Source organism: Bradyrhizobium sp. MI1.3, from assembly GCF_055811695.1.
In genome coordinates, this window is record NZ_JBVVPQ010000001.1 from 154,890 (window position 1) to 181,498 (window position 26,609).

Consider the following 26,609-nt stretch of genomic DNA (forward strand, 5'->3'; position numbering starts at 1 on the left):
AACCTCCCTGATGTTGGTGATGGCGCTTGCCCTAGCCGAGCAGCCGCGACTTGCCGGTTTCACGCGCGAAGCCGAGCGCGATCATCGCCGCGAGCGCGAGCGCGACGTAATATCCGGTGATGGCGTAAGTGGAGCCCGTCTGCGCGAACAGGCTGGTGGCGACCAGCGGCGCGATGCCGCCGCCGAGCACCGTCCCCAGTTGCTTTCCGATCGACACGCCGGTGAAGCGGATGCGGGTCGGAAACAGCTCCGGGAAATAGCTCCCTTCGCTGCCGAACATCAGCGGATGGATCACCCCCGCGGCGAGGATCACCGCGCCCGTCACCAGCATCGTGTCGCGGCTCGCCACCACACCGTAGAATGCAAACATCGAGATGGCTGCGAGCACGACACCGGTCAGGAACAGACGCTTTCGTCCGATGCGGTCGGACCAGGCGCCGATGAGGGGCATCGCAACGAGTCCGACGAGATTGGCAAACAGCACGGCCTGCGTGATGACGTCCTTCTGGACGCCGAGCTGACGGGTCGCGAAGGAGATGGTGAAGATGGCGGTCAGATAGAAATAGGAAGTCTGCGCCATCTCGGCGAAGAACACGATGAGGATCGGCCGCCAATGCTCCCGCAGGGCCTCGACCACAGGCGCCACTTCAGTCACCTTCGCTTCGCGGAACGTCGCGCTCTCCTCGATGCGCAGGCGCATGTAGACGCCGAGCGCGACCAGCACCGCACTGATCAGGAACGGAACGCGCCAGCCCCATGACAGCAGGTCCGCTTCCGGCAGCCGTGAAATCGTAAGCGCCGCGAACGAGGCGAGCACGACACCGACCGGTCCTGCGGCCTGGATCACCGCAGCCGAGAAGCCGCGCCGGTGCCCGGGCGCCGTCTCGATCGCCATAAGGATCGCCGCGGTCGACTCGCCGCCGAGCGCAAAGCCCTGGACGAAGCGCAACGCCACGAGCGCGACGGTCGCAGCCACGCCTGCACTGGCGTAAGTCGGCAACAATCCGATCGACATGGTCGCAAGTCCCATCATGAGCAGCGTACACAGCAAGACGGACTTTCGGCCGAGGCGGTCGCCGAAATGACCGAACACCAGTCCGCCGAGCGGACGCGCCAAAAATCCGACAGCAAACGTCGCGAACACCGCAATGGTCGCCGTGAGCTGGTCGAACTTCGGAAAGAACAGCTGATCGAATACCAGCGGCGCGATCAGGCCGTAGATGAAGAAGTCGTACCATTCGATCGCGGTGCCGATGGTGCCGGCGATCAGGATACGCCGGCGGCTGCTCGCCGTCTGCTCGGCAGTGGCGACGGTCGCAACGTCGTAGTCCTCCAATGCTCTTATCGTCACGGCTTCCTCCTCCGATGTCATTTGTCGTTTTGTTGTCTTGTTGTTATTGGCCGCGCCGCCGCTGATCGGATGCGACGGCGAGAGTCGATCAGCTTGCCAGCCGTGCGCTGTCGCTCCCATTGTGTCCGAGTGCGCGGGCAAGGACGCGCCCCATCGTGCCAGCCTGTGACGCGCTGCCGCGCCAGGCCACGATCTGGTCGGGGCGTATCAAGGCGAGATCGGCGGCGTAGAGATCGCGCAGCGATTTCGGCAGCGTGACGAGTTTCACATCAACCCCGATCGCGCGGATGGTCTCGGCGAATGACGCATGCGCGGACATGACCTCGCCGAACTGGAGCAGCGTCCACTCGAACCCGAACAGATCGTACAAGGAGACGCCGTCGTCCAACCACGCATGCGGGGCGCGCCCGCCGGGACAGGCGCTCGGAACGTAGACGTTCGCGGCGTCCGGCGGCGGCTGGCTACCATCGGAGACGATGATCGGCGAGCCGTCGTAACGCCCGCCGAAGGTTATGCCGGGGATGTTGAATTCGGCGCGGGCGTGCTGTTCGAGATAGACGCCAGCGATCCGCCGCGCCTCGTCGCCGGCCTCGGTGGGGTCCTCGATCTCAGGCGCGGGAGCGAACAGACCGAGCGAGTCGGCAAAGCGACGCGCATAATCGGTGTTGCGCAGCGCCACCGGACGCCGCTCGACCTCATAGCTGTCGAGCAGCCCCGCCGGGCTCACACCCCTGACGACGCTTGCGACCTTCCAGCCGAGATTGACCGCATCCTCGATCGCGGTGTTGTAGCCGAGGCCTCCGGTCGGCGTGAACAGATGCGCCGCGTCGCCGCCCAGGAACACCCTGCCCCGCTGCATGGCATTCGCAACCAGCGCGTGGCCGGCGGTCCAAGTCAGGAACGACAGCACTTCGCAGTCGATCGGCGCGCCGCAGGCGCGCTGGAACGCGGCCATGGCCTCGTCGGCCGTGATCGCGCGTTCGTCCTCGCCCGGCCGGAGCTGGGTGTGAAACGCGAATTCGTCGCGACCGTTCACCGATGCCATGAAGGCGCGGCGGTCGCCGTTGAAGCAATTGTACATCCACGCCTTGGCGTGCGGGATGCTCGCGTAGAAGCCGGGCGAACGGAGATAGACCGCCAGCATGCGGCCGCCCATGAAATCGCGCTGCGTTCCGGTTTCGCCGCCGTAGACAATGCCGAGCGACTGCCGGACCATGGAGCGCGGCCCGTCGGCCCCGACCAGGAAGTCGGCCCGGACCTCAAAGCGGCTGTTGTCATCGAGACGTTCGATCTGGGCGACGACGCCGTCATCGCTCTCGACGTAGCTGATCAGACGATGACCGTAGCTGAGCCGTATTCCGGGAAGCCGTTCGGCATGGCGGCGCAGCACCGCCTCGACATATTTTTGCGAGACCCGATGCGGCAGCTCGGCCGCGCTCCAGGAGCCCGACATGGCCTTGACGAGCTCGCCCGCGCGTGACGATGACGGCAATTGAAATCGGGCCAGCTCGTATCCGGTGTAGCGCGTGAAATATGCAACGTCGGTCGGATAATCCGCAGGCAGTCCTTCGCGTCGGATCTCGTCGGCAAAACCCAGCCGCCGATAGTGCTCCATCGAGCGCGCTTGCGTCGCATTGGCTTGCGGATTGAATGCCGTGCCCGGCTTTTCATCGACCAGGATCGCGGACACGCCGCGCCGGCCGAGCTCGTTGGCGAGCATCAGGCCGCAGGGCCCCCCGCCCACGATGAGCACCGAGGCCTTCAGACATGTTTCCAAGACGCTTCTCCCTACCAGCATTATTCTGCATGGTAAGGTCGCCTGACGATATCGTCAAGTAGCCTGACTATCTGATGTCGTCGAGCGTGTCGAACGTCGCGCCATAGACCGCCAGCCCCTTCACGATCGCATCCATCGTGGCCTTGCCGAGCTCGGCGCGCATTTCCTGCTCGGCGACGTCGACCGCGTCGCGGAACGCATCGAGCCATTTGCGCCCGGCCGGCGTGAACATGACGATGCGCGCGCGCCGATCGGTGGGATCGGCGATGCGATCGACCAGGCCGAGATCGGCGCATTGATCGACCAGCTCGCCCATCGCCTGCTTGCTCATGGAGGCGCGGCGGGCGAGCTCCGTCAGTCTGGTCCCCTCCACGTCGAGATTGCGTGTGAGGCCGACATGCGCGATCCGCGTTTCGCCATGCCCCTTCTCGCTCATCAGTTCGAGCACACGACCTTCGAAGCGCCGCACTGCGTTGTTGAGCAGCCGACCGATGTTGGCATGCCGCCATGCGGTGCCGGATGTCCTGGCTTTCAATGGATGTGCCTTCTGCAAAGCCGCCTGAATTCGAAAATGTCGCTCACTTCGCCGCGTCGATCCAGATCCCCGGCTGCGAATGCTCGCGGATGTGGCTGACCAGGAAGTCGGAAAAGACCCTGATCTTGGCGGGCAGTCCGGCACGGTTCTGGTAGGCGATGTTCATCGTCAGCAGCGGCAGCTCCCAGTCCATCAGAACCTGGACGAGACGGCCCGCCGCGATATCGCTTTGCACGATATAGAGCGGCTGGATGAGAATGCCGAGCCCCGCCAGCGCGGCGCCGCGGATGACCTGGCCGTCATTGCTGTCGAGCGTCGGCGTGACGCGGACAGTCTGCGCGCCGTTGCCTCTGCGCAGGCGCAGCGAATAAGGATCGTTGGCGAGATTGTAGACCAGCATGTTATGGCGCGCGAGATCGACGGGCTGTTCCGGCTCGCCGCAGCTTGCGAGATATGAGGGCGCAGCCGCGAGCACACGCCGCATCTGGCCGATGCGGCGGACGATGATGTTCGAATCCGGCTCCTGCTCGCGCGTCCTGATCGCCACGTCGATGCCGGCCTCGATGAAATCGGAATACCGGTTGGCGGTGGTGATCTGCATGTTGAGCTTCGGATAGCGCGCGCGGAAGGCCGGCAGCATCGGCGCCAGATAGATCACCGCAAAGGACAGCGAGCTCGTGACCCGCAGCGTGCCCTGCGGCGACAGCGCGCGATCGCTGACGATGTCCTCGGCCTCCGCCAGTTCGCTCAAAACCCGGCTCGAGCGCTCCAACAACTCCTGCCCCGCCTCCGTCAACCACAGCCGACGAGTGTTGCGTTCGATCAGCCGGACCGCAAGGCGCTCCTCGAGCGCGCTGAGATGGCGGCTCGCGGCCGCATTTGACATGCGCAGCGCTTCGGCAGCTTTGGACAGGCTGCCGAGCTCGGCCGTCTTGGCGAACACTTCCAATTGCAGCAGGCGGTCCATTTTTTCGCAAACAGGAAAAGAGACTTGCGATTATTGACCTTTATTTCCGTATCCCGCAAGCCAAAATGGCCCAAACACAAGCAAGATAGCAGGCGAGGAAACAGGGAAATGTCGGGCCCGATCAGGCACATCGTGATGTGGCGGCTGCGCGGCGAGACGCCCGCGGAGCGTTCCGCCGCCCGGGTCAAGGTCAAGACCCTGTTCGAGGGGCTGCGCGGACGGATCGACGGCCTCACCCATATCGAAGTCGGGCTCGATGTCAGCGATGTCGATTACGCCTGCGACGTCGTGCTGTTCTCCGAATTCACTGACCACGCTGCGCTCGCGGCCTATGCCACCCACCCGGAACATTTGCGCGTGCGCGAGGCGCTGGGCGACTTGCGGATCGGACGCTTCCAGGTCGATTATCCCATCAAAGAGACCGGCACATGATCGGTTCGTTCACCTTTGAAAACCTGCCCTGCCGCGTCGTGTTCGGCAGCGGAACGCTGGCTGGCGCCAAGGCCGAGGTCGAGCGGCTCGGCGGCAAGCGCGCGCTGGTACTGACGACGCCGCAGCAGGAGGCGCAAGGCAAAAAGCTGGGCGCGGCGCTCGGTCCGCTCTACGCCGGCATTTTTCCGGGCGCGACCATGCACACGCCGGTCGAGGTCACGGAGCGGGCGCTCGCGGCGATGAAGGCGTGCGAGGCCGACTGCGTCGTCTCGCTCGGCGGCGGATCCACGACCGGGCTCGGCAAGGCGCTGGCCTTGCGCACCGGAATCAACCAGCTTTGCATTCCCACCACCTATGCCGGCTCGGAGATGACGCCGATCGTCGGCCAGACCGAGAACGGCCTGAAGACCACGGTACGCGACGCCGCCATCCTGCCGGAGACGGTGATCTACGATGTCGATCTCACTTTGACTCTGCCGGCGAGCCTGGCCGCGACATCAGGCATCAACGCGATTGCGCATGCGGTGGAGGCGCTCTATGCGCGCGATGCCAATCCGGTGACGTCGCTGATGGCGGAGGAAGGCATCCGCGCGCTCGCCCGAGCCCTGCCCGCGATTGCCACGAAAAGCGACGATCGCGAGGCCCGCACGGAAGCGCTCTATGGCGCCTGGCTGTGCGGCGTCTGCCTCGGCACCGTCGGCATGGCGCTGCATCACAAGCTCTGCCACACGCTCGGCGGCACCTTCGACCTGCCGCATGCCGAGACCCACACCATCGTGCTGCCGCATGCGCTGGCCTACAACGCGCCAGCCGTGCCCGATGCGATGGCGCGGATCTCACGCGCAATCGGCGTCCCCGATGCATCGCAAGGACTCTTCGAGCTCGCGAAGCGGCTGGGTGCGAAGGTTGCATTGCGCGACATCGGCATGCCCGAAAGCGGCATCGACAAGGCCGCGGATCTCGCTGTCACCAACGCCTACTGGAACCCGCGCCCGCTCGAACGCAACGCCATCCGCGACCTGATCGCGCGCGCCTGGGCCGGCGAGCCGCCCGGCGCCATCAAAGCGGCAGTTTGATTCGATGCAGCGCACGCTGATCAAATCCGCGGTCATCATCAGCATGGATGACACGATCGGCGATTTACCTGGCGGCGATGTGCTGATCGAGGGGAACCGCATCGTTGATTTGCGTCCATCGATTGATCTCGGCAGCGGCGCGACTGAAGCCGAGATCATCGACGGCAAAGGCCGCATCGTCATCCCCGGTCTCATCAACGCGCATATGCACACCTGGCAGACGGGTCTACGCGGCTATGCCGCCAACTGGACGCTGCTGGAATATTTCCGCCGCATGCATGCCGGGCTCGCAACGGTGTTCGGGCCCGAGGACATCCATATCGCGACCTTGGTGGGCGCGCTGAACCAGATCAACCAAGGTACCACCACGCTGGTCGACTGGTGCCACAACAATCCGACGCCCGATCATACCGACGCCGCCGTGCGCGGCCTGATCGAGAGCGGTATCCGCGCGGCCTTCTTCCACGGCTCGCCCAAACCTGAACCGAAACCGGGCGAGCCGCATTTCTCGGAAATCCCGCATCCACGCCGTGAGGTCGAGCGACTGCTGGCGGGGCCCCTCGCCGACCGCGACGGCCTCGTCACACTTGGGCTCGCGATCCTCGGCCCGCATTATTCGACGCTCGACGTCGCCATGCACGATTTCCGCATGGCGCGCGAGTTCAAGCTGATCGCATCCATGCATCAGGGCGGTGGTCCCGCCAAGACGCCTGGTGGCTGGGAGAAGCTGATCGGGGCCGGCCTCGTCGGCGCCGGAATCAACATCGTCCATGGCAACGACCTGCCTGACGAGCTCCTGGACCGGATGGTCGACCTCGGCGTCTCCTTCTCGGTGACGCCGGAGAACGAGATGGTCCAGGGCCACGGCTTCCCGATCACCGGACGGCTGCTCAAGCGCGGCGTGCGGCCGACCATCGGCATCGATCTGGAATCCGTGCTGGCCGGCGACCTCTTCTCCGCCGCGCGCGTTGCGCTCTCGATGCAGCGGGCGCTCGACAACGCCGAGTCGCGCAAGGTCACCAGCACCATTCCAGCGACGACCACGATCCCCGTCCGCGAGGCGCTACGCTGGATTACGACGGAAGGCGCCCGCATGCTCGGTCGCGAGCACCAGATCGGCTCGCTGACACCGGGCAAGCTCGCCGACCTCGTCATCATCGATTGCTCCGATCTCAACCTCGTCCCAGTGCACGATCCCGTTGCCACCGTGGTGATGCAAACGAGCCTCGCCAATATCGAGGCCGTGATGATCGGCGGCGTGTGGAAGAAGCGGAATGGACGGTTGCTGGCCGACGGTCTGGAGGCGAAAAAGCAATTGCTCGCGCAATCCGGCCGGCGGCTGGTGCACGACATCGAACGACAGGGACACGCCGCCTGAGGGCGTCAAGGACAACAACAATGACTGACACGCCAAAGAACGTCGCTTTCATCGGGATCGGCAAGATGGGCCTGCCGATGTCGGTGCTCGTCGCCAAGGCCGGTTATGTCGTGACCGCGTTCGACCGGAGCACGACACGGCTCGACGAGGCGCGCGCGCAAGGCATTTCGATTGCCGCTTCGCCGGCGGAGGCCGTGGGCGGCAAGGTCGCGATCATCACGTCCTTACCCGATGACGCTGCCTTGCGCGGCGCACTGCTCGGCCCAACAGGCCTCATCGCCGCGATGGCGGCTGGATCTGTCCTGGTCGAGACCAGCACTGTGAGCGTCGAGGCGTCCGCAGAGGTCGACGCCGCCGCACAGGCGCGCGGTGTCCTCTACCTGCGTGCGCCGGTCTCGGGCAATGCCAGCATCGTCCACACTGGCGCGCTGAGCTGCTTCGTCTCGGGCCCGAAGGACGCCTACGAAAACGCAAAGCCGCTGCTCGCCGCCTTCACCCGCGCCCAGACCTATCTCGGGCCCGGCGAGGAAGCGCGATATGCGAAGCTTGCGGTCAATTTGATGATCGCTGTCTCGGCCGCCATGATGGCGGAAAGCCTGGCGCTGGCGCGCAAGGGCGGCATCGGCTGGCAGGACATTCTGAAAGTTCTCGACGACAGCGCGGTGGCCTCACCGATGGTGAAGTACAAGACCGCGCCGCTGCGTAACCGCGATTTCGACTCGACCTTTTCCTGCAGGCAGATGGCCAAGGATCTCGATCTGATCCTCGGCGCCGGCCACGCGGTCGGCGTGCCGCTTCAGCTCGCCGCCCAAGTGCGGGAGACCTATGGCTCGCTGGTCGCGCAAGGCGACGGCGACGCTGACTTCATCGCGACTGTCAAACACATCGAGCGGCTGTCCGGCCTCGGCGAGCCCAAACTCTGAGTTACGGAGGCATCTATGCGCAATTTCAACGAGAACACCATCACCGACGCCGTGCTGGAGCGGATCGCGGGCGCAACCGATCCGCGCATCAAGCAGGTCAGCGAAGCGCTGGTGCGCCACCTTCATGCCTTTGTCCGCGAGGTGCGGCCGACCCAGAAGGAATGGGAATACGGCATCGACTTCCTGACCCGCACCGGCCAGATGTGCGACGACAAGCGCCAGGAGTTCATCCTGCTGTCGGACGCGCTCGGCGTCTCCATGCTGGTCGACGCCATCAACCATCCGGTGCCGGAAGGCGCGACCGAAACCACGGTGCTCGGTCCGTTCTTCGTGCAGGCCTCGCCCGAGAAAGACAACGGCGCTGACATCTCCGGCCCGATGGAGGGCGATCCGATGCTCGTCACCGGCTCGGTGTCGACTGTCGACGGACGGCCGCTCGCGGACGCGGTCGTCGACGTCTGGCATTCCGACGATGACGGCTATTACGACGTGCAGCAGCTCGACAAGATCGGCGATCTTGCGATGCGGGCGCGCTTCCACACCGACCAGAATGGCCGCTTCAATTTCTGGTCGATCAAGCCGGCCGCCTATCCGATCCCGCATGACGGCACGGTCGGCGACATGCTGGAGGTCCAGGGCCGCCATCCCTGGCGCCCGGCGCATGTGCATTTCATGATCTCGGCGCCCGGCTTCGAGCAACTCGTGACCCATGTGTTCGTGGCCGGCGACCAGTATCTCGACAGCGACGTGGTGTTCGGCGTCAAGGACAGCCTGATCCGCGAATTTGTGCGGTGCCCGCCAGGTCGTGCGCCCGATGGTCGCATGGTGGACAGCGAGTATTTTCATCTCAACTATGATTTCGGCCTGAAGCAGGTCGCAAGCAGCGCAAGAGCCGCCTAAGCTGAACGACGGCGGACCAACAAGAGTCCGGCAGGGCAAGACAGGGAGCAAGGATGGGACCACGGGTCAGCACGGGCATATTGGCCGATCGCCTCACAGGCTTGATCGGCCCGCGCGCGAGCGTCGCGCGTGGCGTGCTCGATCAGCATGGGCAGAGCGAGTCACATTATCGCAGCCTGCCGCCAGACATCGTCGTATTCCCTGAAACCACGCAGGAGGTCGCGGAGATCGTCAAGCTATGCGCGGGCGCGAACATGCCCATCGTTCCGTTCGGCGCCGGGACCTCGCTCGAAGGCAATGCGGCCGCGGTCGCGGGGGGAGTCTGCTTCGACTTCGCACGCATGAACAAGGTGCTGACGGTGCACGAGAGCGACATGGACGTCGTGGTCCAGCCCGGCATCACACGAAAGCAGCTCAATGCGGCGCTGCGCGGCACCGGGCTTTTCTTTCCGATCGACCCCGGCGCCGACGCCTCGATCGGCGGCATGACGTCCACGCGGGCCTCCGGCACCATGGCGGTGCGCTACGGCACCATGAAGGACAACGTCATGGCGCTGGAGGTGGTGCTGGCCGACGGCCGCGTGATCCGAACCGCCCGGCGTGCGCGCAAGTCGGCCGCCGGTTACGACCTGACCCGCATGTTCGTCGGCGCCGAGGGCACGCTCGGTGTCATCACCGAGATCACGCTCAAGGTGCATCCCGTGCCGCAGGCGATCTCGGCCGCGGTCTGCAGCTTCGACACCCTGCAGGACGCCGTGGACACCGCGATCTCCGTGATCCAGTCCGCGATCCCCGTGGCGCGCATCGAGCTGCTCGACGACGTCATGATGCGCGGCATCAACGCCTATGCGAAGCTCGGCTATCGCGAAGCCCCGACCCTGTTCTTCGAATTCCATGGTTCTGAGACTTCCGTCGCCGAGCAGGCCGAGGCCGCACAGGCCATTGCCGCCGACCATGGCGGCCATGGCTTTGCCTGGGCGAAGGCACCGGAGGATCGCAGCCGTCTCTGGCACGCCCGCGACAACACGCTCTATGCCGGCCTGGGCCTCCGCCCCGGCGCGCGTGCCGTGATCACCGATGTCTGCGTGCCGATCTCGCGACTGGCGGAATGCCTCACGGAGACCCGGCGCGACGCGGACGGGCGCGGGTTCATCGCGCCGATCGTCGGCCACGTCGGCGACGGCAATTTCCACATGCTGATCCTGATTGACCCGGCAAGGCCGGAGGAAGTGGAAGGCGCCAAGGCGCTCCAGGCTCGCATGGTCGCCCGCGCGATTGCCATGGACGGCACCTGCACCGGCGAGCACGGCATCGGGCTCGGCAAGATCGATTATCTCGCTGATGAACTCGGCGAGGCCGTCGATGTGATGCGATCGATCAAGACCGCGCTCGACCCCAAGGGCCTGATGAATCCCGGAAAGATCTTTGCAAGCGGAGCGCAGGCATGAGCACCGCCGCATTGGCCGTCGAGCCCTCCTCGCCTGTCCCGCTCCTCGAGCTGCGCGGCATCAGCAAGGAGTTTCCTGGCGTCAAGGCGCTGGATGACGTGTCCTTTGCCGTCTTCCCCGGCGAAGTCCATATGCTGCTGGGCGAGAACGGCGCCGGCAAGTCGAGCCTGATGAAGGTGCTGTGCGGGGCCTATCGCGCCGATGCCGGCGAGTTCTACTTCAAGGGCGAGCCGGTCGCGATCAACTCGGCCGCAGACGCGCAGAAGCTCGGCATCGCCGTGATCTTCCAGGAATTCTCGCTGGTCCCCCATCTCGATATCGCCCAGAACATTTTTCTCGGCCGCGAGCCGAAGGGCCGCATCCCCGGCACCATCGACCGCCGCAAGATTTTGGCCGACGCCGCGCGCGTGCTTGGCACGATCGGCTTTGACATCGACCCGTCAACCATCGTCGACAAGTTAGGGGTGGCGCAGCAGCAGATGGTCGAGATCGCCAAAGCGATCAGCCAGAACGCCCGCATCCTCGTGATGGACGAACCGACCGCAGCACTGTCCGATCGCGAGACCGAGCTGCTGTTCGCGCTAATCGCGCGGCTGAAGGCCGACGGCGTCTCCATCGTCTACATCTCGCACCGCATGGCGGAGGTGTTCGCGCTCGGAGACCGCATCACCGTGCTGCGCGACGGTCGTCGCATCGACGGCGTTCGCCCGGCCGACGTCACGCCGGACCAGCTCGTCCGCATGATGGTCGGCCGCAATGTCGACATGACCTACCCGCGCAATTTTGCCGACGAACCCGGCGAAGTGCTGCTCGAGGTCAAGGGCCTGAGCGCCTCCACCGGAATCTCGGACATCAACATCGAGGTGCGGCGGGGCGAGATCGTCGGCCTGTGTGGCCTGGTCGGCTCCGGTCGTAGCGAGGTCGCGCGCGCGATCTTCGGGGCCGATCCCGTGACATCAGGCGAGATCGTCTTCGACGGCAAGACTATCTCCGGCGAGCCTGATCTTGCCGCCCGCTGCGGCATTGCGCTGATCCCGGAGAGCCGCAAGAGCGAGGGCCTCGCACTGTTGCGGTCGGTGGGGGACAATCTGGTGGTGTCGGCGCTGCGAAAGCTGTTTCCGAGCGGTCTGTTCGATCAACGCAGCGCGCAGCGCACTGCCGACGGCCTGATCCGGCAGTTGCGCATTGCGACGCCCAGCGCGCGCCAGACCGTCGGTCTGCTCTCCGGCGGCAATCAGCAGAAGGTCGTGATCGGGAAGTGGCTCGCTGCCGGCTCGAAGCTCTTCATCTTCGACGAGCCGACCCGGGGCATCGACATCGGCGCCAAGGCCGAAATCTTCGCCCTGATCGACCGACTTGTCGCTGAAGGCGCGGCCGCGCTGATGATCTCGTCCGAACAGGTCGAGATCTGCCATGTCTGCGACCGCGCCTATGTGATGCGCGAGGGGCGTGTCGCCGGGCACCTCGCGCGCAACGAGCTGACGGAGGAGAACATCGTGCGACTGGGGATGCATCATGCGTGAGGCCGCAGTCGTCTCTCAACCCAATCCATTGCAACGCATTCCCGGCGTTGCCATCGTGCTGGTGCTGCTGATCGCGCTGTTCAGCACGATCGCGCCCGGTTTTCTGTCGGTCGCCAACCTCTCCAACGTGCTGGTGCAGTCGACGATCCTGACCATGCTCGCGCTGCCGATGACCTTGATCATCATGACCGAGGGGCTGGACCTGTCGATGGGCGCGGTGCTGACCCTGACCTCGCTCTGCGTCGCCATCGTCTCGCTCGCCACCCACTCGATGTCGCTCGGCCTCGGTGCCGGGCTTCTCGTCGGCACAGCCTTCGGCTTCGCCAACGGCTGGCTGGTCGCCATCGTGGGCATCCCACCTTTCGTCGCGACCTTGGGCACGCTTGGCATGGCGCAAGGCCTGTCACTGATCGTCAGCGACGGCCAGAGCGTGGTCGGCATCCCCCACAGCGTACGCGACATCTATTCGGCGACGCTGCTGGGCGTTCCCGTGCCGATCGTGATGGCGCTGGTGACCTATGCAACGTTTCACGGCCTGCTCTATCACACCCGTTTCGGCACCTACATCTTCGCGCTCGGCGGCAACCGGGAGGCGCTGCGCTATGCCGGCCTGTCACCCAACCGTCTGCTGATCATGGTCTATGCGATCGGTGGCGCGATGGCCGGCATTGCCGGCCTGCTGATGACGGCGCGGATGAATTCCGGTCACCCGACGGCCGGCCTCGGTCTCGAATTCGATGCGATCGCGGCCGTCGCCGTCGGCGGCACGTCGTTCGAGCGCGGCAATGGCTGGCTGCTCGGCACCGTGCTCGGCGTGCTCTCGGTGGGCGTGCTGCGCAACGGGCTGAACCTGATCTCGCTGCCGTCCTCGGTGCAGGTCGCAAGCGTCGGCGTCCTCGTCATCGTCGCGCTGTTCCTCGACGGGCTCAGGAGCCGCGCATGACCGACCTCAGCAAAGAGGCCATCGCGCCGCCGCGCTCGTTCCTGTCGCAGGATGCGATCCAATTATTCTATCGCCTGCTTGCGGCGCTGCTGATCTGTGCGGTGCTTGCCGTGCTCAGCGATTCCTTCCTGAGCCTCGGCAACATCCTCAATGTGCTCAGGCAGGCGAGCCTGACCTTCTTCATCGCCTCCGGCCTGACCCTGGTGGTGCTGACCGCGGGCCTCGATCTCTCCGTCGGCGCCAATGTCGCGCTGTCCGCCTGCATCGCCGGGACCGTGATCCACAAGACCGGCTCGCCGGCGCTCGGCATCCTCACCGGACTTGCTTGCGGCGGCATCGTCGGCCTGCTCAACGGCGTCATGGTCACCGCGCTTCGTATCCCCTCCTTCATCGCCACCTACGGCATGCTCTGGGTGCTGAACGGCCTCACCTACTGGTACATGGCGGGCGAAACCCTTCACGGCTTTCCGGCAGGCTTCCGCCAGATCGGCAGCGGCTATCTGTTCGGCCTGCCGATCCCGGTCTACCTGCTGCTGGTGTTCCTCGGGATCGGAACACTGTTTGCGCAGCGAACGATCTGGGGCCAGGAGATCTATGCGATCGGCGCCAATCCGGTCGCGGCACGACTCTCCGGCATTCCGGTCGCGCGCCGCCTGCTGCTGGTCTACGCCGTCTCCGGCACCATGGCGGGGCTCGCCTCGATCATCTTCCTGTCGCGGCTCAATTCGGCCGAGGCTGACATCGGCGAAAGCCTGACGCTGCCCGCGATCGCCGCCGTTCTGATCGGCGGCACCTCGCTGTTCGGTGGCGTCGGCACGGTGTTCGGCACCTTCATCGGCGCACTGATCCTGACGCTGGTGCTGAACGGCATGAACCTCTTGTCGGTCAGCGCCAACTGGCAGCCGCTGGTCACCGGCATCATCGTCATTCTCGCGGTCTGGCTCGACATGAAGACCCGCCGCCGCACGCAATGAGTTCTTGAACGACCAACAAGCAAAACGAGGGATGGAGGCAACATGAAACAGACACTGGGTTATTTGGCGCTGCCGCTGCTGATGGCGGCCGCGCTCACCACGCAAGCGCGAGCCGACGGCGAGACCATCGCCGTCTTCACCAAGAACCAGACCAACCCGTTCTTCCAGACCGTGCGGGTCGGCGCCGACAACATGGCGAAGACGCTGAACGCGAAGACGCTGCAGTACATCCCGACCAAGCCCGACAGCATTCCCGAGCAGCTCAGCCAGATCGAGGACGTCGTGGTGAAGAAGCCGAGCGCCATCGTCTTCACGCCGGTCGACTACAAGGCGATGGTGCCGGGTGTCGAGAAGATCAACGATGCCAAGATCCCCGTCGTCAACATCACCGACCGCTCCGCCGGCGGCAAGTTCCTGTCCTTCGTCGGCGCCGACGATTACAGCCTCGGGCTCGAGACCGCGCGCTTCCTGCTCAAGACGCTGGGCGGCAAGGGCAACATCGTCATCATCGAGGGCGTCAAGGGCTCGCTGACCAATGTCGACCGCGTCCGCGGCTTCAACGACGCGCTGAAGGAAAACGCCGGCGCAAAACTGCTGGCCTCGCAGCCCGGAAATTACCAGCGGCTTCAGGCGCTCCAGGTGATGGAGAATCTGATGCAGTCGAACGCGCAGATCGACGGCGTGCTCGCCGCCAATGACGCCATGGCCGTCGGTGCGATCGAGGCGCTCGACGGCGCCAACCGCAAGGCGCAGGTGATCGGCATCAACGGCACCAAGGAAGCGATCGACGCGATCAAGTCCGGCAAGCTGCTCGCGAGCGGCGACTACAACGGATTTTTTCAGGGATGCCTTGGCACCATGATGGCGATCCGCTCCCTGCGCAACCAGCCCGTCATTGCCGAGATCGTGCTGAAGCCGACCGTGATCACCAAGGACAATTACCAGCCGTTCGACGTGCCGCTGGAGCAACGGAGCTGCCCGACTTTCGAGGAAGCCAGCAAGCTCGGCGGCAAGTAACCAGGCGCACCCATCACGACAAGCCCGGACGGCCGCAGCCGCGGCCGTCCCAAGAAACGGACGCATAAACGGAGACCATCATGCTGTTCGCCATTCACGCCCTCGACCGCGCCGGCGCGCTGCCGATCCGGCTCGCCAATTACGACGCCCACAAGGCTTTCCTGAGCGACACCTCGCGCTTCAGCGTCGAGATCGTGATGTCGGGACCGCTGGTCTCCGACGACGGCGCGACCATGATCGGCAGCCTGTTCCTGATCGAGGCGCCTGGCCGCAGCGAGGTCGAGGCTTTCAACCGAGCCGATCCGTTTGCGGCGGCCGACATCTGGGACAAGGTCACGATCACGGGCTTCCTGCGCCGCCAAGGCTGAAAGGCGGCTCAACAAAAGCGCGAAAACAACCCCATGCACAGTAAGAACGGGGTTGTTTTTACACATGAATTTTCGTCGCAAACGTCTTTGACTCGTCGGGCAGAACAGGAGCGGAGTGCCATCCTTGCCCGATTGTCGCCCCTACGCCTCGATCCAGAGCTTCGCCGCGGCCCCAACGGCTAGCCGCTCGCCACCGCGGCACCTTCTTCGAGATGACAGGCCACCCACTGCTCGGGGCCGGCCGCGCGCAATGTCGGCTCCTCGGTCCGGCAGCGATCGAACACGAGCGGGCAACGGGTGTGGAAGCGGCACCCGCTCGGCGGGTTGATCGGACTCGGCACGTCGCCCTTGAGGATGATCGGATTGCGCTGGGCCCCCGGCTCCGGCAGCGGGACCGCCGAGAGCAGCGCCTTGGTGTAAGGATGCTTTGGCGCGGCGAAGATCTCGTAGCGCGGCGCCACCTCGACGATCTTGCCGAGATACATCACCGCGACGCGATGGGTCATGTGCTCGACGATCGCGAGGTCGTGGCTGATGAACAGCAGCGCCAGGCCGAACTCGCGCTGGAGATCCTGCAGCAGATTGACGATCTGGGCCTTGACCGAGACGTCGAGCGCCGAGACCGCCTCGTCGCAGACGATCAGCTCGGGCTCGGCGGCGAGCGCCCGCGCGATGCCGATGCGTTGGCGCTGGCCGCCGGAAAATTCATGCGGCCTGCGGTTCAACGCCTCGCGCGGCAGGCGCACGGTGTCCATCAGCGCGGTCACGCGGGTTTCAAGGTCGATCGCGGATTTGGCGAGGCCGAAATTGCGGATCGGCTCGGCCAGGATGTCGCGCACGCGCATGCGCGGATTGAGGCTCGAGAACGGGTCCTGGAACACCACCTGCACGCGGCGGCGCATCTGGCGCATCGTGCTCGGATGGGCGTCGTCGATGCGCTGGCCGTCGAGGATGACCTGCCCCGACGTGATGTCGAACAGTCGCAGGATCGCGCGGCCGACCGTTGATTTCCCGCAACCGGACTCGCCGACCAGCGAGAGCGTCTCGCCGCGCGCGATCTCGAACGACACGCCGTCCACCGCATAGACCCATTCGGACTTGCGGCTGAACATGCCCTTTTTGACCGGAAAGTGCTTCTTGAGGTCGTTGACCTGGAGCAGTGGGGGGCTCATGCCGCGACCGCTCCCTTGGCTGCATAGTGGCAGGCCGCGACGTGACGTGGCCCCTTCTCTTCGAGCCCCGGCGCGTACTGGCGGCAGAGATCGGTCGCGAGCGCGCAACGTCCGGCGAAGACGCAGCCGACGATAGGCTTGCGCAGATCAGGCACCTGCCCGGGGATCTCTGTCAGCCGCCTCGCGGTGCCGGTCAGCGACGAGCCGAGCCGCGGCACTGCGCCGAGCAGGCCCTGCGTGTAGGGATGACGCGGCGAACGGAACAGTTCCGCCACCGGCGCTTCTTCGACCTTGCGCCCGGCATACATGACCATGACGCGCTCGGCGATCTCGGCGACCACGCCAAGATCGTGGGTGATCAGGATGATCGCCGCGCCGACCCGGTGCTTGAGGTCCAGCATCAATTTCAGGATCTGCGCCTGGATCGTCACGTCGAGCGCGGTGGTCGGCTCGTCCGCAATGAGAAGCTTTGGATTGCAGGCAAGTGCAATGGCGATCATGACGCGCTGGCGCATGCCGCCGGAGAGCTGGTGCGGATATTCCCGCACGCGACGCTTCGGCTCGGGAATGCCGACCAGAATCAACATCTCGATGGCGTGCGCCTCGGCGGCCTCACTATCCAGGCCTTGGTGGATCATCAGCGTCTCGCGGATCTGACGCCCGACGGTCAGGACCGGGTTGAGGCTGGTCATCGGTTCCTGGAAGATCATCGAGATGTCGTTGCCGCGGATCGCACGCATCTCGCGGTCGGACATTTGCAGCAGGTCCTTGCCCGCGAAGCGGATGCTGCCGGCGATCCTGCCCGGCGGTTCCGGGATCAACCGCATCAGCGACATCGAGGTCACCGACTTGCCGCAGCCGGACTCGCCGACGATGGCGAGCGTCTCGCCCTCGTTGACATGGAACGACACGCCTTCAACCGCGCGGTTGATGCCGCTGGGCGTCCGGAAGTGGGTCTGGAGGTTCTCAACTTCGAGCAGCGCCATCGTGATCAGCCCCTTGACATCAGAGGCTCTTGGCCATGCGCGGATCGAGCGCATCGCGAAGGCCGTCGCCGAGCAGGTTCACGGCAAGCACGGTGACGGACAGGAAGGCCGCCGGAAAGAACACGATGTAGGGTTTGACCTGCCACAGCGCCCGCCCCTCGGCCATGATGTTGCCCCAGGACGGAATGGTCGGCGGCGTACCAGCGCCGATGAAGGACAGGATCGCCTCGGTGATCATCGCGCTGGCACAAATGTAAGTCGCCTGGATCAGCATCGGCGCCAGCGTGTTGGGCAGGATATGGCGCAGGATGATCATCGGTGTGCGCGTGCCGCAGGCCACTGCCGCATCCACGTAGGGCTGCTCGCGCAGCGAGAGCACGACGCTGCGCACGAGGCGGGAGACGCGCGGGATTTCGGCGACGGTGATCGCGAGAATGACGTTGCCGACGCTGCCGCGTGTCAGCGCCATCAGCGCGATCGCCAGCAGGATCGGCGGGATCGACATCAGGCCGTCCATGAAGCGCATCAAGATGCCGTCGGCCCAGCGGATGAAGCCGGAGACGATGCCGATGGCGAGACCGGCCGCGGAGGCGAAGATCGCAACGGACAAGCCGACCGTGAGCGAGACCCGCGCGCCGAACAGCACGCGTGAATAGATGTCACGGCCGAGAACGTCGGTGCCAAACCAGTAAAGCGCCGACGGTGCGCGGGTCCGCTTGGCCGGCGCAAGTGCGGTCGGATCCACCGTTCCAAGATAAGGCGCAAAGATCGCGATCAGAACGAGCAACAGCAGCAACGTGCCGCCAATGGCAACGGTGGGATGGCCGCGCAGCAGCCCGACGAAGCCGCGCCGGATCGTAACCGGCCGGAGGATCTCAGGCAGTTGCGGCGCGAGGACGAAGCCCGCCGGCAGCGCTTGCGGATTGACGGTCGTATCGGTCAATAGCGGATCCTCGGGTCAACGAGCGTATAAATGACGTCGATCATCAGATTGACGAGGACGTAGACGAAGCTGAACAGCAGCACGATGCCCTGGATTACGGGATAATCGCGGCGCAGGATCGCGTCGATCGTGAGCCGGCCGAGGCCGGGAATCGCGAAAACGCTTTCCGTGACGACCGCGCCGCCGATCAGCAGCGCGATGCCGATGCCGATCACCGTGACGATCGGCACCGCCGCGTTCTTCAGCGCGTGGACGAACAGGATGCCGCCCTGTCCGAGGCCCTTGGCGCGCGCGGTGCGGATATAATCCTGCTGCAATACTTCGAGCATGGTGGCGCGCGTGATACGGGCGATCAGCGCGATGTAGACACAGCCGAGCGCGATCGCCGGCAGGATCAGGTTTTGCAGCCAGGGCCAGACGCCCTGGGCGAGCGGCGTATAGCCTTGCACCGGAAGCCATTCGAGCTCCAGCGCGAAGACGTAGGCGAGGACATAGCCGACGACGAAGACCGGCAGGGAGAAGCCGAACACGGCAAAGGCCATGATGGCCCGGTCGATCAGGCTTCCCGCCTTCCAGGCCGCCAGCACGCCGAGCGGCACCGCGACCACGATCGTGAGCAGGAGCGTGACCATCATCAGCGACAGCGTCGGCCCGAGACGCTGCCCGATCATGGTCGAGACCGGCAAATTGGTGAAGATCGAGGTGCCGAGATCGCCATGCAGAATGCGCCAGACCCAACTGCCGAACTGGATCAGGAAGGGTCGATCGAGGCCGAGGCTCTGACGGATACGCTCCACATCCTCCGGACTTGCCTGATCGCCTGCGATCACCACGGCGGGATCTCCCGGCGCGATGTAGAGCAGGCTGAACACGAACAGCGCGACGATGGCCATCACTGGCAAGGTCGAGGCGATACGCCGGAGGATGTAGGATAGCATCTGGCTTCAGCGCAAGGTCATGCGGATTTCGACACGCCCCAGAAGAACGGCAGCGGCCCCTTTGTGATGCCGGAGACGTTCTTGCGCCAGGCCGTGTAGCTGAGGAAGAAGCCGGTCGGCGCGTAGACGACGTCCTCGAGCGCGACCTTGTTGAGACGAGCGACCGCGGCCTTCTCCTCGTCGAGGCCCTTGGCCTCGAACCAGGACGTGACCTCCTTTTCCGTGCCGGGGCTGTTCGGCCAGCCGAACCAGGCCTTGTCGCCGTTGGCGCGAATGGCGGTATAGGGCGCCGGATTGATGCAGTCCGAACCCGCATGCCAGGTGTGGAACATGTTCCAGCCGCCCTGTCCGGGCGGCGTCTTTTGCGCGCGACGCGAGCCGACCGTGCCCCAATCGGTCGCGACGAAGTCGACATTCATGCCGAGCTTCTTCAAGAGATCGGCGGTCACATCGCCGAACGCCTTGGTGATCGGCTGGTCCTGCGCCACCAGGCAGGTCACCGGCTGGCCGGAATAACCGCTCTCGGCGAGCAGCTTCTTGGCAGCGTCAAGATCGCGCTTGCCCTTGAGGACCTCGCCGCCCGCCTCGGTGTAGAGCGGCGTATCCGGTGTGAAGAAGCCGGGCAGCGACTTCCACAGCGAATTGTCGTCACCGACGAGCGCGCGCATATAGTCTTCCTGGCTCATCGCCATCAGCACTGCGCGCCGCGCCCGCACGTCGTTGAAGGGCGGATACAGGAAGTTCATGCGGAACGAGCCGACATTGCCGAGCGGATCGCCGATGTCGACGCTGATGTTCTTGTTGTTCTTGAGGACCGGGACGAGATCGGCGATGGGGTTCTCCCACCAGTCGATCTCGCCGTTTTGCAACGCGGCCGCGGCGGTCGCCGGATCCGGCATCACGATCCATTCGACGCGGTCGAGCAGCATCTGCTTGCCGCCGGCGAGCCACGACGCCTTCTCCTGCCGCGGTACATAGTCGGCAAACTTCTCGAACACGGCTTTCGCGCCGGGGACCCACTCGCCCTTGGCAAACTTCATCGGCCCCGAGCCGACATAATCGCCGATCTGCTTGAACGGGTCGGTCTGCGCGATGCGCTCCGGCATGATGAAGGCGCAGGGCGAGTTGTTCTTGCCAAGCGCATAGAGCATCTTCGGGAACGGCTGCTTCAGCACCCATTTGAAAGTGCGATCGTCGACAGCAGTGAGTTCCTGCTGCAGTGCCTTGAGCATCAGCCCCATCGGATCGCGCGCCGCCCAGCGGGTGAGACTCGCAACGACGTCCTTGCTCCGCACCGGCTCGCCGTCGTGGAATTTGAGGCCCGGCCGCAATTTGAACGTCCAGGTGGTGCCGTCGTCGGTCACTTCCTCGGACTCGACCATCTGCCGCTGCGGCTGGAGCGCGGAATCGACGCCGTAGAGCGTATCCCAGACCAGCGCGGCGGCATTGCGCACGACATATTGCGTGCCCCAGATCGGGTCGAAATTGGCGAGGTTTGCTTGCGGCACGAAGCGCAGGGTGCGCGCGGAGGCGCCTTGTGCGATCGCCGGGGCCGAGAGGCCGCTCAATGCCAGACCGCCCGCGCCGGCCAGTCCCTTCAATACGGTCCTGCGATCCATGAAATCCTCCCAATAGTGCCGTGATGCCGGCCATCGTTGGCCAAGAACAGGTGAAACCAGAGCTCATTGGCGTGCAAATGGTATGCCACTAACCGGACCTTCGCCAGCGGGATATCCGCACCATTTGGGCCGGGCGAGACCTCAAAGCGCAGCCGCCAGCACTGGCCCGGTCTCGATATGCGGAATCGCCTCGACGAGCTTGCGCGTGTAGTCGGTCTTGGGATTGTCGAACAGCGCCCGGCTCTCGCCCTGCTCCACGATGCCGCCATTGCGCAGCACGATAGTGCGATCGCAAAGCATGCGCACCACGTTGAGATCGTGGCTGACGAACAGCAGCGCGATGTCGTTCTCGCGCCTGAGACGATCGAGCAGTTGCAGTACCACCGCCTGAACGGATACGTCGAGCGCGGCGGTCGGCTCGTCCAGCACCAGGAGCCGCGGCCGGCAGGCGATGGCGCGCGCGATGCCGACGCGCGCCTTCTGGCCGCCGGAGAGCTGATGCGGAAAGCGCGGCAACAGATCCAGCTGCAGCCCCACACGCTCGGCGCAATCCTCCACCCGCTTGCGCAGCGCATCGCCCCCACGCATACGATCGAGCCGCATCAGCGGATGGGCGATGCAATCGAAGGCGGTGAAGCGCGGATTGAGGCTCTCGTTCGGGTCCTGGAACACCATCTGGATGTCTTTGCGGAAGCGCGAGCGATGAAAGTCGCGCGACGCCATGTGGCCGATCGACTGCCCGTCGAACACGATCTCGCCCTCGCTCGGATCGATCAGGCGGCAGATCATGCGCGACGTCGTGCTCTTGCCGGAGCCGGATTCGCCGACGAGGCCGACGCTCTCGCCGCCGGCCATCGTCATGGAGAAGTCCGCCACCGCCGCAGCGCCCTCGTCGAAGCGTTTTGCGAGCTTGCGCACCTCCAGCAGCGGCGGAGTCCCGTGAACGGGCTCCTGCCTGGGCCTGCTGACGACAGCCGCGTAGCCTTCCCGCTCCTCTTCCGTTACGAGGTCCGCGATCCCGGAGGTCGCGGTCGGCGACGCCGCCACCAGACGCCGGGTATAGGCGTGCTGCGGTGCGCCGAACAGCGTCCTGGGGCTAGCCTCTTCGACGATACGGCCGCGCTCCATCACCGCGATACGGCGACAATATCGCGCCGCTAACCCGAGATCGTGCGTGATCAGGATCGTCGCCATGCCGCGCGCGGCGGCAATCTCCGCCAAAAGGTCCATCACCACCTTCTGCGTGGTGACGTCGAGCCCGGTCGTCGGCTCATCGGCGATCAAGAGCGCGGGATTGCAGGAGATCGCGATCGCGATCATCACGCGCTGGCACATGCCGCCGGAGAGCTCGTGCGGATAGGCGTTCATCCGCGTCTCGGGGTCGCGGATCTGGACGGCGCGCAACAGCTCCAGCGCCTCGGCGCGGGCGGCGTCCTTCGATATCCGCTTGTGCGTGAGGATCGCGTCCGCGATCTGCAGGCCGATCGCGCGGATCGGGTTGAGCGCCGCGCGCGGGTTCTGAAAGATCATCGACATCGCGGCGCCCTGGAGCTGACGGAGATCGTCACGCCTGAGTTTTGTGACGTCTTGCCCGCGAAACAGGATTTTTCCGCCGGTGACGCGCCCGGCTGCATCGAGCAGTCGCGTCGTGGCAAAACCGGTGACCGACTTGCCCGATCCGCTTTCGCCGACGAGGCCAAGCATCTCGCCGGCCTCGACCTTGAGCGTCACGCCGCGCACGGCCTCGACCATTCCGCGCCGCGTCGAGAACGAAACGTGGAGATCGTCGATCCTGAGCAAGTCCTCGCTCATGTGCGCATGCGCGGATCGAGAATGTCCCGCATCCCGTCACCGAGGAGGTTGAAGCACAGCACGGCCATCATCAACGCGAGGCCCGGAAAGGCCACCAGCCACCACCGCCCCGTCGAGATGAAGCGGGCGCCCTCCGCGACCATGATGCCCCATTCCGGTGTCGGCGGCTTGACGCCAAGGCCAATGAAGGACAAGCCGGCGGCGTTCAGGATCGCCCAGCCGAGGTTGAGCGAGATCTGCACCGCCATCGCCGGCAGGATGTTCGGCAGCAGGAAGCGCAGCACCACCGAGAAATGGCTCTCGCCACAGGAACGCGCCGCCTCCACCCAGCCGACATTGCGCCGGACGTTGACCTCGGCGCGCGCGAAGCGGATGTAGAACGGCAGATTGATGATCGCGGTCGCAATCACAATGTTCTCGATCCGGTTGCCGAGCGCCGCAACCATCGCCATGGCCAGAACGAACAGCGGAAAGGCCATCATGACGTCGACGAAGCGGCCGACCGAACGGTCGAGCCTGCCGCCGGCATAGCCGCAGAAAGAGCCGACGACGGCGCCGATCACGAAGGAGATGCCGACCGCCGAGACCGCGATGGCAAGGTCGAGGCGTGCCGCAACGACGAGGCGGCTGAACACGTCGCGCCCGAGCTGGTCGGTGCCGGCAAGATGCGCCGCGCTCGGCGGTTGCAGGGCCTCCGAGACATTGGAGACGACGGGATCATAGGGCACCAGCCACGGTCCGAAGATCGCGACCAGGACAAACAGCAGGACACCCGCCGCGGCGACACCGGTCAGCGGGTTGCCGCGCAAAATCCAGACCGAATGGCGGAGGGTTGCGCTGGTCATCCGATCGACACCCTGGGATCGGCGATACCGTAGCAGATGTCGACGACGAGATTGACCAGCACGAAGATGCCAGCCATCAGCAGGACGAAACCCTGCACCGGCGCATAGTCGGACGATAGCAGCGCGTCGAGCGCGTAGGAGGCAACGCCCGGCCAGGAGAACACCTTCTCCACCAGGACATTGGCGCCAAGCATGGTCGAGAACACGATGCCGGCAATGGTGATGACGGGCAGGATCGCATTACGCAGCGCATAGGTGACGACGACCTTCTGCCAGGACAATCCGACCGAGCGCGCCGTGCGCACGAAATCGCTGCCGAGCGAGACCAGCATCGAGGCACGCGTGATCCGCGCCAGCGGCGCGATCACGAACAGGGCCATGCTCAGCGCAGGCAGGATCAGCTGCTTGCAGGCCGCCCACCAGCCCTCGATGTCTCCCGCGAGCAGGAAATCGATCGACAGGAATCCGGTGCGCTGCGGCGGCAGCGAGGTGAAGACGTCGATCCGCCCGGTCGGGTCAGGCGCAAGACCTAGCAGATAGTAGAACACATAGATCAGCAGCAGGCCCGACACGAAGGTCGGCACGCAGACGCCGAGCGCACAGAACAGCCGCACGCCGTGATCGACCAGCGATCCCGGCTTCAAGGCTGCGACCACGCCGAGTGGCACCGCCGCGATCAGCGCGATCAGGAGCGCCGTGAAGGTCAACTCCAGCGAGGCCGGCAGCCGTTCGCGCAGATCCTTCAGGACCGGCTGTCCCGTCATCATGGAGCGGCCGAGATTGCCGCGGCCGATATCGGACAGATAGAACACGAGCTGCTCCGGCACCGACTTGTCGAGCCCCATCTGCTTGCGGATCTGCTCGATCTCCTCCTTGCCGGCATTGGGCCCGGAGGCGAAGAACACCGCGGGATCTCCGGGGAGGACCCGCATCAGGAGAAAGGTGAAGACCAGCACGCCGAACAACGCCGGCAGCGACGACAAAAGCCGCCTCCCCGCCCGCACCACCGTCGCACCAAGTCCGGTCATCACCTTTCAGAGCTCCTCCAATTTTTCGGATGTCACTTGCGGCTGACGTCGCGATAGTCGACCTGACGATGGAACTCGTAGGTATAGCCCTCGATCGAGGCCGCCATTACGGCGTCCTGATTGGGCTGCCACAGCGGGATCTGCGGCATCTCGCTGAAATGGATCGCGTTGAGCTTGCGGCCATCCTCCTCGTACTTGGCCTTGTCGGGCTCGAAGCGCGCTTCCTGCGCGATCGTCGCCAGTTCCGGATTGTTGATCGAGCTGTAGTTCCAGCGCTGATTGCCGGTGTAGAAGTTGCGGTAGAAGTAATCGGTCGAGGGCAGCCAGGCGACGATGCCTTCCGTGAACAGGGGCAGCTTCTTCTCGTTGATCTGCGTCGACATCTGCGCATCCGGCAGCTTCTGGATGTCGACCTTGATCCCGATCTTGGCAAGCGATTCCTTCACGAGGGCCGCCATCGGCTCCGCGGTCGAGGCCTGGCCGACGTTGAAGCTGAAGGTGGTTGAAAAACCCTCCGGGAGTCCCGCGGCCTTCAGATATTCCCTCGCTTTGTCGAGATCGGTCTTCACCGGCGCCTGGAACGGATAGATCCCGTTCAGGGGCTTGCCATCCGGCCATGTCGCACCGAACAGCGGCGCGCCGCGACCGAACAGGGCAGCCTTGAACATATCCTCATAAGGCAGCGCGAAAGCGATGGCGCGGCGGACGTTGACGTTGTCGAAAGGCGGGATCTGGTTGTTCATCGAGACGAAGGTGATCGAATTGTATTGCGGCGTCGAGATCACCTTGAGCTTGCCCTTGGCCTCGAGCGATTGCACGTCGCTGGCCTGGAGATCGACGACGAGGTCGGCGTCGCCGCGCTCGACAAGATTGGCGCGGGTCGCGGGCTCCGGCACGGACTGCACGATCACGCGCTTGAAGAAGGCCGGCTTGTTGGGCGAGCCGCGGTTCCAGTCCTCGTTGCGCTTGATGATCACCTGCTCGCCGGGCTTGAAGCTCTCGATCACATAGGCACCGCTGCCGGCAGTGTGCTCCTTCAGCCAAGCGGTGGCCCAGGGATCTTCTGGGGTCGCGTGCTCCTTGGCGACCTTCGAGTTGATGATCAGCGGGTAGACCGTCGCGAGATTCGGCAGCGCGAGCTTGTCGGGCTTCGGCAGCGTCACTTCGATCGTGAGGGGATCGATCACCTTGAACTGGTCGGCCGACGTCAGCGATCCCGTCAGCAACTGTGCCTTGCCAAGGATCGGCGCGGTGACGCAGCGATCGAGAGACCATTTCACGTCCTCGGCGGTCACGGGCGAGCCGTCCTGGAACTTGGCATCCTTGCGCAGACGGAACGTCAGCTTCAGTCCATCCGAGCTGACGTCGTAGGATTCGGCGAGCTCGCCGGTGATCTTGTCGAGATCGAACACCCATTTGCCGTTGAGCTGCTTGCGGCCGAACGCCACCAGGCGGTCGTAGGTGCTCATGCTCAGCGCGAAGGATTCGCGCGTCGAGCCCGGGATGTTGGGATCGAGCGTGTTGACGGATGCGCCGGTGACATAGCGCAACGTCTCGGCCCTGGTTTGCGCTTGCGAAGGCGCAGTGGCGATGAGCAACAACGCGGTGGTGGCGAGCACGGAGGATGCCGACCTGAAAGACACAAAACGCATTC

General features: G+C 64.9%; 24 protein-coding genes. 11 read left to right on the top strand and 13 right to left on the bottom strand.

The genetic code is table 11. The features are described from left to right. Positions 1 to 31: 31 nt before the first annotated feature. From AC0L3A_RS00690 to AC0L3A_RS00705, 4 genes are all read right to left on the bottom strand, one after another. Complete coding sequence (locus AC0L3A_RS00690; RefSeq protein ID WP_473253353.1) at positions 32 to 1,351, bottom strand: MFS transporter; 1,320 nt, start codon at positions 1,349 to 1,351, stop codon at positions 32 to 34. 88 nt (positions 1,352 to 1,439) lie between these two features. Further along, a complete protein-coding gene (locus AC0L3A_RS00695; protein ID WP_473253354.1) occupies positions 1,440 to 3,149 on the bottom strand; it encodes an FAD-dependent oxidoreductase in 1,710 nt (569 codons plus the stop codon). Positions 3,150 to 3,195: 46 nt separating this feature from the next. Further along, the gene (locus AC0L3A_RS00700; protein ID WP_219681073.1) at positions 3,196 to 3,663 is read right to left on the bottom strand and encodes a MarR family winged helix-turn-helix transcriptional regulator; all 468 of its coding nucleotides are present in this window, start codon (positions 3,661 to 3,663) and stop codon (positions 3,196 to 3,198) included. Positions 3,664 to 3,706: 43 nt separating this feature from the next. After that, the gene (locus AC0L3A_RS00705) at positions 3,707 to 4,630 is read right to left on the bottom strand and encodes a LysR family transcriptional regulator (RefSeq protein ID WP_007593066.1); all 924 of its coding nucleotides are present in this window, start codon (positions 4,628 to 4,630) and stop codon (positions 3,707 to 3,709) included. Between the two features lie 108 nt (positions 4,631 to 4,738). Here AC0L3A_RS00705 and AC0L3A_RS00710 point away from each other — a divergent pair, with 108 nt between their 5' ends. From AC0L3A_RS00710 to AC0L3A_RS00760, 11 genes are all read left to right on the top strand, one after another. Then, entirely contained in the window at positions 4,739 to 5,062 is a 324-nt protein-coding gene (locus AC0L3A_RS00710; protein WP_007593067.1) for a Dabb family protein, read from the top strand. Beyond that, on the top strand, positions 5,059 to 6,138 hold the full coding sequence (locus AC0L3A_RS00715) for a maleylacetate reductase (RefSeq protein WP_473253355.1): 1,080 nt from the start codon (positions 5,059 to 5,061) through the stop codon (positions 6,136 to 6,138). The genes AC0L3A_RS00710 and AC0L3A_RS00715 overlap by 4 nt, the downstream gene beginning before the upstream one ends. Before the next feature lie 4 nt (positions 6,139 to 6,142). After that, the gene (locus AC0L3A_RS00720; RefSeq protein WP_473253356.1) at positions 6,143 to 7,516 is read left to right on the top strand and encodes an amidohydrolase family protein; all 1,374 of its coding nucleotides are present in this window, start codon (positions 6,143 to 6,145) and stop codon (positions 7,514 to 7,516) included. Between the two features lie 20 nt (positions 7,517 to 7,536). Continuing rightward, on the top strand, positions 7,537 to 8,439 hold the full coding sequence (locus AC0L3A_RS00725; RefSeq protein ID WP_473253357.1) for an NAD(P)-dependent oxidoreductase: 903 nt from the start codon (positions 7,537 to 7,539) through the stop codon (positions 8,437 to 8,439). 15 nt (positions 8,440 to 8,454) lie between these two features. Beyond that, complete coding sequence (locus AC0L3A_RS00730; protein WP_354127569.1) at positions 8,455 to 9,339, top strand: intradiol ring-cleavage dioxygenase; 885 nt, start codon at positions 8,455 to 8,457, stop codon at positions 9,337 to 9,339. A 53-nt stretch (positions 9,340 to 9,392) separates the two neighbouring features. Continuing rightward, positions 9,393 to 10,787 carry an FAD-linked oxidase C-terminal domain-containing protein gene (locus tag AC0L3A_RS00735; RefSeq protein WP_007593073.1) on the top strand — a complete coding sequence of 465 codons (1,395 nt, stop codon included), beginning with the start codon at positions 9,393 to 9,395 and terminating at the stop codon, positions 10,785 to 10,787. Beyond that, complete coding sequence (locus tag AC0L3A_RS00740; RefSeq protein WP_007593075.1) at positions 10,784 to 12,310, top strand: sugar ABC transporter ATP-binding protein; 1,527 nt, start codon at positions 10,784 to 10,786, stop codon at positions 12,308 to 12,310. The genes AC0L3A_RS00735 and AC0L3A_RS00740 overlap by 4 nt, the downstream gene beginning before the upstream one ends. Continuing rightward, positions 12,303 to 13,253: an ABC transporter permease gene (locus tag AC0L3A_RS00745; protein WP_007593077.1), complete on the top strand. Its 951-nt coding sequence runs from the start codon at positions 12,303 to 12,305 to the stop codon at positions 13,251 to 13,253. Before AC0L3A_RS00740 ends, AC0L3A_RS00745 begins: the two co-directional genes overlap by 8 nt. Beyond that, entirely contained in the window at positions 13,250 to 14,227 is a 978-nt protein-coding gene (locus AC0L3A_RS00750) for an ABC transporter permease (RefSeq protein WP_473253358.1), read from the top strand. Before AC0L3A_RS00745 ends, AC0L3A_RS00750 begins: the two co-directional genes overlap by 4 nt. Before the next feature lie 42 nt (positions 14,228 to 14,269). Further along, positions 14,270 to 15,244 carry a sugar ABC transporter substrate-binding protein gene (locus AC0L3A_RS00755; protein WP_085352393.1) on the top strand — a complete coding sequence of 325 codons (975 nt, stop codon included), beginning with the start codon at positions 14,270 to 14,272 and terminating at the stop codon, positions 15,242 to 15,244. Positions 15,245 to 15,324: 80 nt separating this feature from the next. Continuing rightward, positions 15,325 to 15,612, top strand: coding sequence for a YciI family protein (locus AC0L3A_RS00760; RefSeq protein WP_473253359.1), 288 nt, complete (start codon positions 15,325 to 15,327; stop codon positions 15,610 to 15,612). A gap of 179 nt (positions 15,613 to 15,791) precedes the next feature. Here AC0L3A_RS00760 and AC0L3A_RS00765 read toward each other — a convergent pair whose 3' ends face one another. From AC0L3A_RS00765 to AC0L3A_RS00805, 9 genes are all read right to left on the bottom strand, one after another. Beyond that, complete coding sequence (locus AC0L3A_RS00765; protein ID WP_354127564.1) at positions 15,792 to 16,784, bottom strand: ABC transporter ATP-binding protein; 993 nt, start codon at positions 16,782 to 16,784, stop codon at positions 15,792 to 15,794. Further along, positions 16,781 to 17,770 carry an ABC transporter ATP-binding protein gene (locus AC0L3A_RS00770; protein WP_473253360.1) on the bottom strand — a complete coding sequence of 330 codons (990 nt, stop codon included), beginning with the start codon at positions 17,768 to 17,770 and terminating at the stop codon, positions 16,781 to 16,783. The genes AC0L3A_RS00765 and AC0L3A_RS00770 overlap by 4 nt, the downstream gene beginning before the upstream one ends. Positions 17,771 to 17,789: 19 nt before the next feature. Continuing rightward, entirely contained in the window at positions 17,790 to 18,713 is a 924-nt protein-coding gene (locus tag AC0L3A_RS00775) for an ABC transporter permease (protein ID WP_007593091.1), read from the bottom strand. Continuing rightward, entirely contained in the window at positions 18,710 to 19,651 is a 942-nt protein-coding gene (locus tag AC0L3A_RS00780; protein WP_007593093.1) for an ABC transporter permease, read from the bottom strand. Before AC0L3A_RS00780 ends, AC0L3A_RS00775 begins: the two co-directional genes overlap by 4 nt. A gap of 17 nt (positions 19,652 to 19,668) precedes the next feature. Continuing rightward, the gene (locus AC0L3A_RS00785) at positions 19,669 to 21,270 is read right to left on the bottom strand and encodes an ABC transporter substrate-binding protein (RefSeq protein ID WP_219681063.1); all 1,602 of its coding nucleotides are present in this window, start codon (positions 21,268 to 21,270) and stop codon (positions 19,669 to 19,671) included. Between the two features lie 141 nt (positions 21,271 to 21,411). Then, entirely contained in the window at positions 21,412 to 23,082 is a 1,671-nt protein-coding gene (gene nikE, locus AC0L3A_RS00790) for a nickel ABC transporter ATP-binding protein NikE (protein WP_473253361.1), read from the bottom strand. Next, a complete protein-coding gene (locus AC0L3A_RS00795; protein WP_007608569.1) occupies positions 23,079 to 23,927 on the bottom strand; it encodes an ABC transporter permease in 849 nt (282 codons plus the stop codon). The genes nikE and AC0L3A_RS00795 overlap by 4 nt, the downstream gene beginning before the upstream one ends. Then, the gene (locus AC0L3A_RS00800) at positions 23,924 to 24,958 is read right to left on the bottom strand and encodes an ABC transporter permease (RefSeq protein WP_473253362.1); all 1,035 of its coding nucleotides are present in this window, start codon (positions 24,956 to 24,958) and stop codon (positions 23,924 to 23,926) included. Before AC0L3A_RS00800 ends, AC0L3A_RS00795 begins: the two co-directional genes overlap by 4 nt. A gap of 29 nt (positions 24,959 to 24,987) precedes the next feature. Further along, the gene (locus AC0L3A_RS00805) at positions 24,988 to 26,607 is read right to left on the bottom strand and encodes an ABC transporter substrate-binding protein (protein WP_473253363.1); all 1,620 of its coding nucleotides are present in this window, start codon (positions 26,605 to 26,607) and stop codon (positions 24,988 to 24,990) included. Positions 26,608 to 26,609: the final 2 nt, after the last annotated feature.

Coding starts and splice junctions, on each gene's coding strand:
- AC0L3A_RS00795 (WP_007608569.1), bottom strand. CDS start 23,927: ATGACCAGCGCAACCCTCCGCCATTCGGTCTGGATTTTGCGCGGCAAC.
- AC0L3A_RS00695 (WP_473253354.1), bottom strand. CDS start 3,149: ATGCTGGTAGGGAGAAGCGTCTTGGAAACATGTCTGAAGGCCTCGGTG.
- AC0L3A_RS00705 (WP_007593066.1), bottom strand. CDS start 4,630: ATGGACCGCCTGCTGCAATTGGAAGTGTTCGCCAAGACGGCCGAGCTC.
- AC0L3A_RS00805 (WP_473253363.1), bottom strand. CDS start 26,607: ATGCGTTTTGTGTCTTTCAGGTCGGCATCCTCCGTGCTCGCCACCACC.
- AC0L3A_RS00770 (WP_473253360.1), bottom strand. CDS start 17,770: ATGGCGCTGCTCGAAGTTGAGAACCTCCAGACCCACTTCCGGACGCCC.
- AC0L3A_RS00715 (WP_473253355.1), top strand. CDS start 5,059: ATGATCGGTTCGTTCACCTTTGAAAACCTGCCCTGCCGCGTCGTGTTC.
- AC0L3A_RS00740 (WP_007593075.1), top strand. CDS start 10,784: ATGAGCACCGCCGCATTGGCCGTCGAGCCCTCCTCGCCTGTCCCGCTC.
- AC0L3A_RS00730 (WP_354127569.1), top strand. CDS start 8,455: ATGCGCAATTTCAACGAGAACACCATCACCGACGCCGTGCTGGAGCGG.
- AC0L3A_RS00765 (WP_354127564.1), bottom strand. CDS start 16,784: ATGAGCCCCCCACTGCTCCAGGTCAACGACCTCAAGAAGCACTTTCCG.
- AC0L3A_RS00720 (WP_473253356.1), top strand. CDS start 6,143: ATGCAGCGCACGCTGATCAAATCCGCGGTCATCATCAGCATGGATGAC.
- AC0L3A_RS00745 (WP_007593077.1), top strand. CDS start 12,303: ATGCGTGAGGCCGCAGTCGTCTCTCAACCCAATCCATTGCAACGCATT.
- AC0L3A_RS00785 (WP_219681063.1), bottom strand. CDS start 21,270: ATGGATCGCAGGACCGTATTGAAGGGACTGGCCGGCGCGGGCGGTCTG.
- AC0L3A_RS00780 (WP_007593093.1), bottom strand. CDS start 19,651: ATGCTATCCTACATCCTCCGGCGTATCGCCTCGACCTTGCCAGTGATG.
- AC0L3A_RS00735 (WP_007593073.1), top strand. CDS start 9,393: ATGGGACCACGGGTCAGCACGGGCATATTGGCCGATCGCCTCACAGGC.
- AC0L3A_RS00755 (WP_085352393.1), top strand. CDS start 14,270: ATGAAACAGACACTGGGTTATTTGGCGCTGCCGCTGCTGATGGCGGCC.
- nikE (WP_473253361.1), bottom strand. CDS start 23,082: ATGAGCGAGGACTTGCTCAGGATCGACGATCTCCACGTTTCGTTCTCG.
- AC0L3A_RS00750 (WP_473253358.1), top strand. CDS start 13,250: ATGACCGACCTCAGCAAAGAGGCCATCGCGCCGCCGCGCTCGTTCCTG.
- AC0L3A_RS00725 (WP_473253357.1), top strand. CDS start 7,537: ATGACTGACACGCCAAAGAACGTCGCTTTCATCGGGATCGGCAAGATG.
- AC0L3A_RS00710 (WP_007593067.1), top strand. CDS start 4,739: ATGTCGGGCCCGATCAGGCACATCGTGATGTGGCGGCTGCGCGGCGAG.
- AC0L3A_RS00760 (WP_473253359.1), top strand. CDS start 15,325: ATGCTGTTCGCCATTCACGCCCTCGACCGCGCCGGCGCGCTGCCGATC.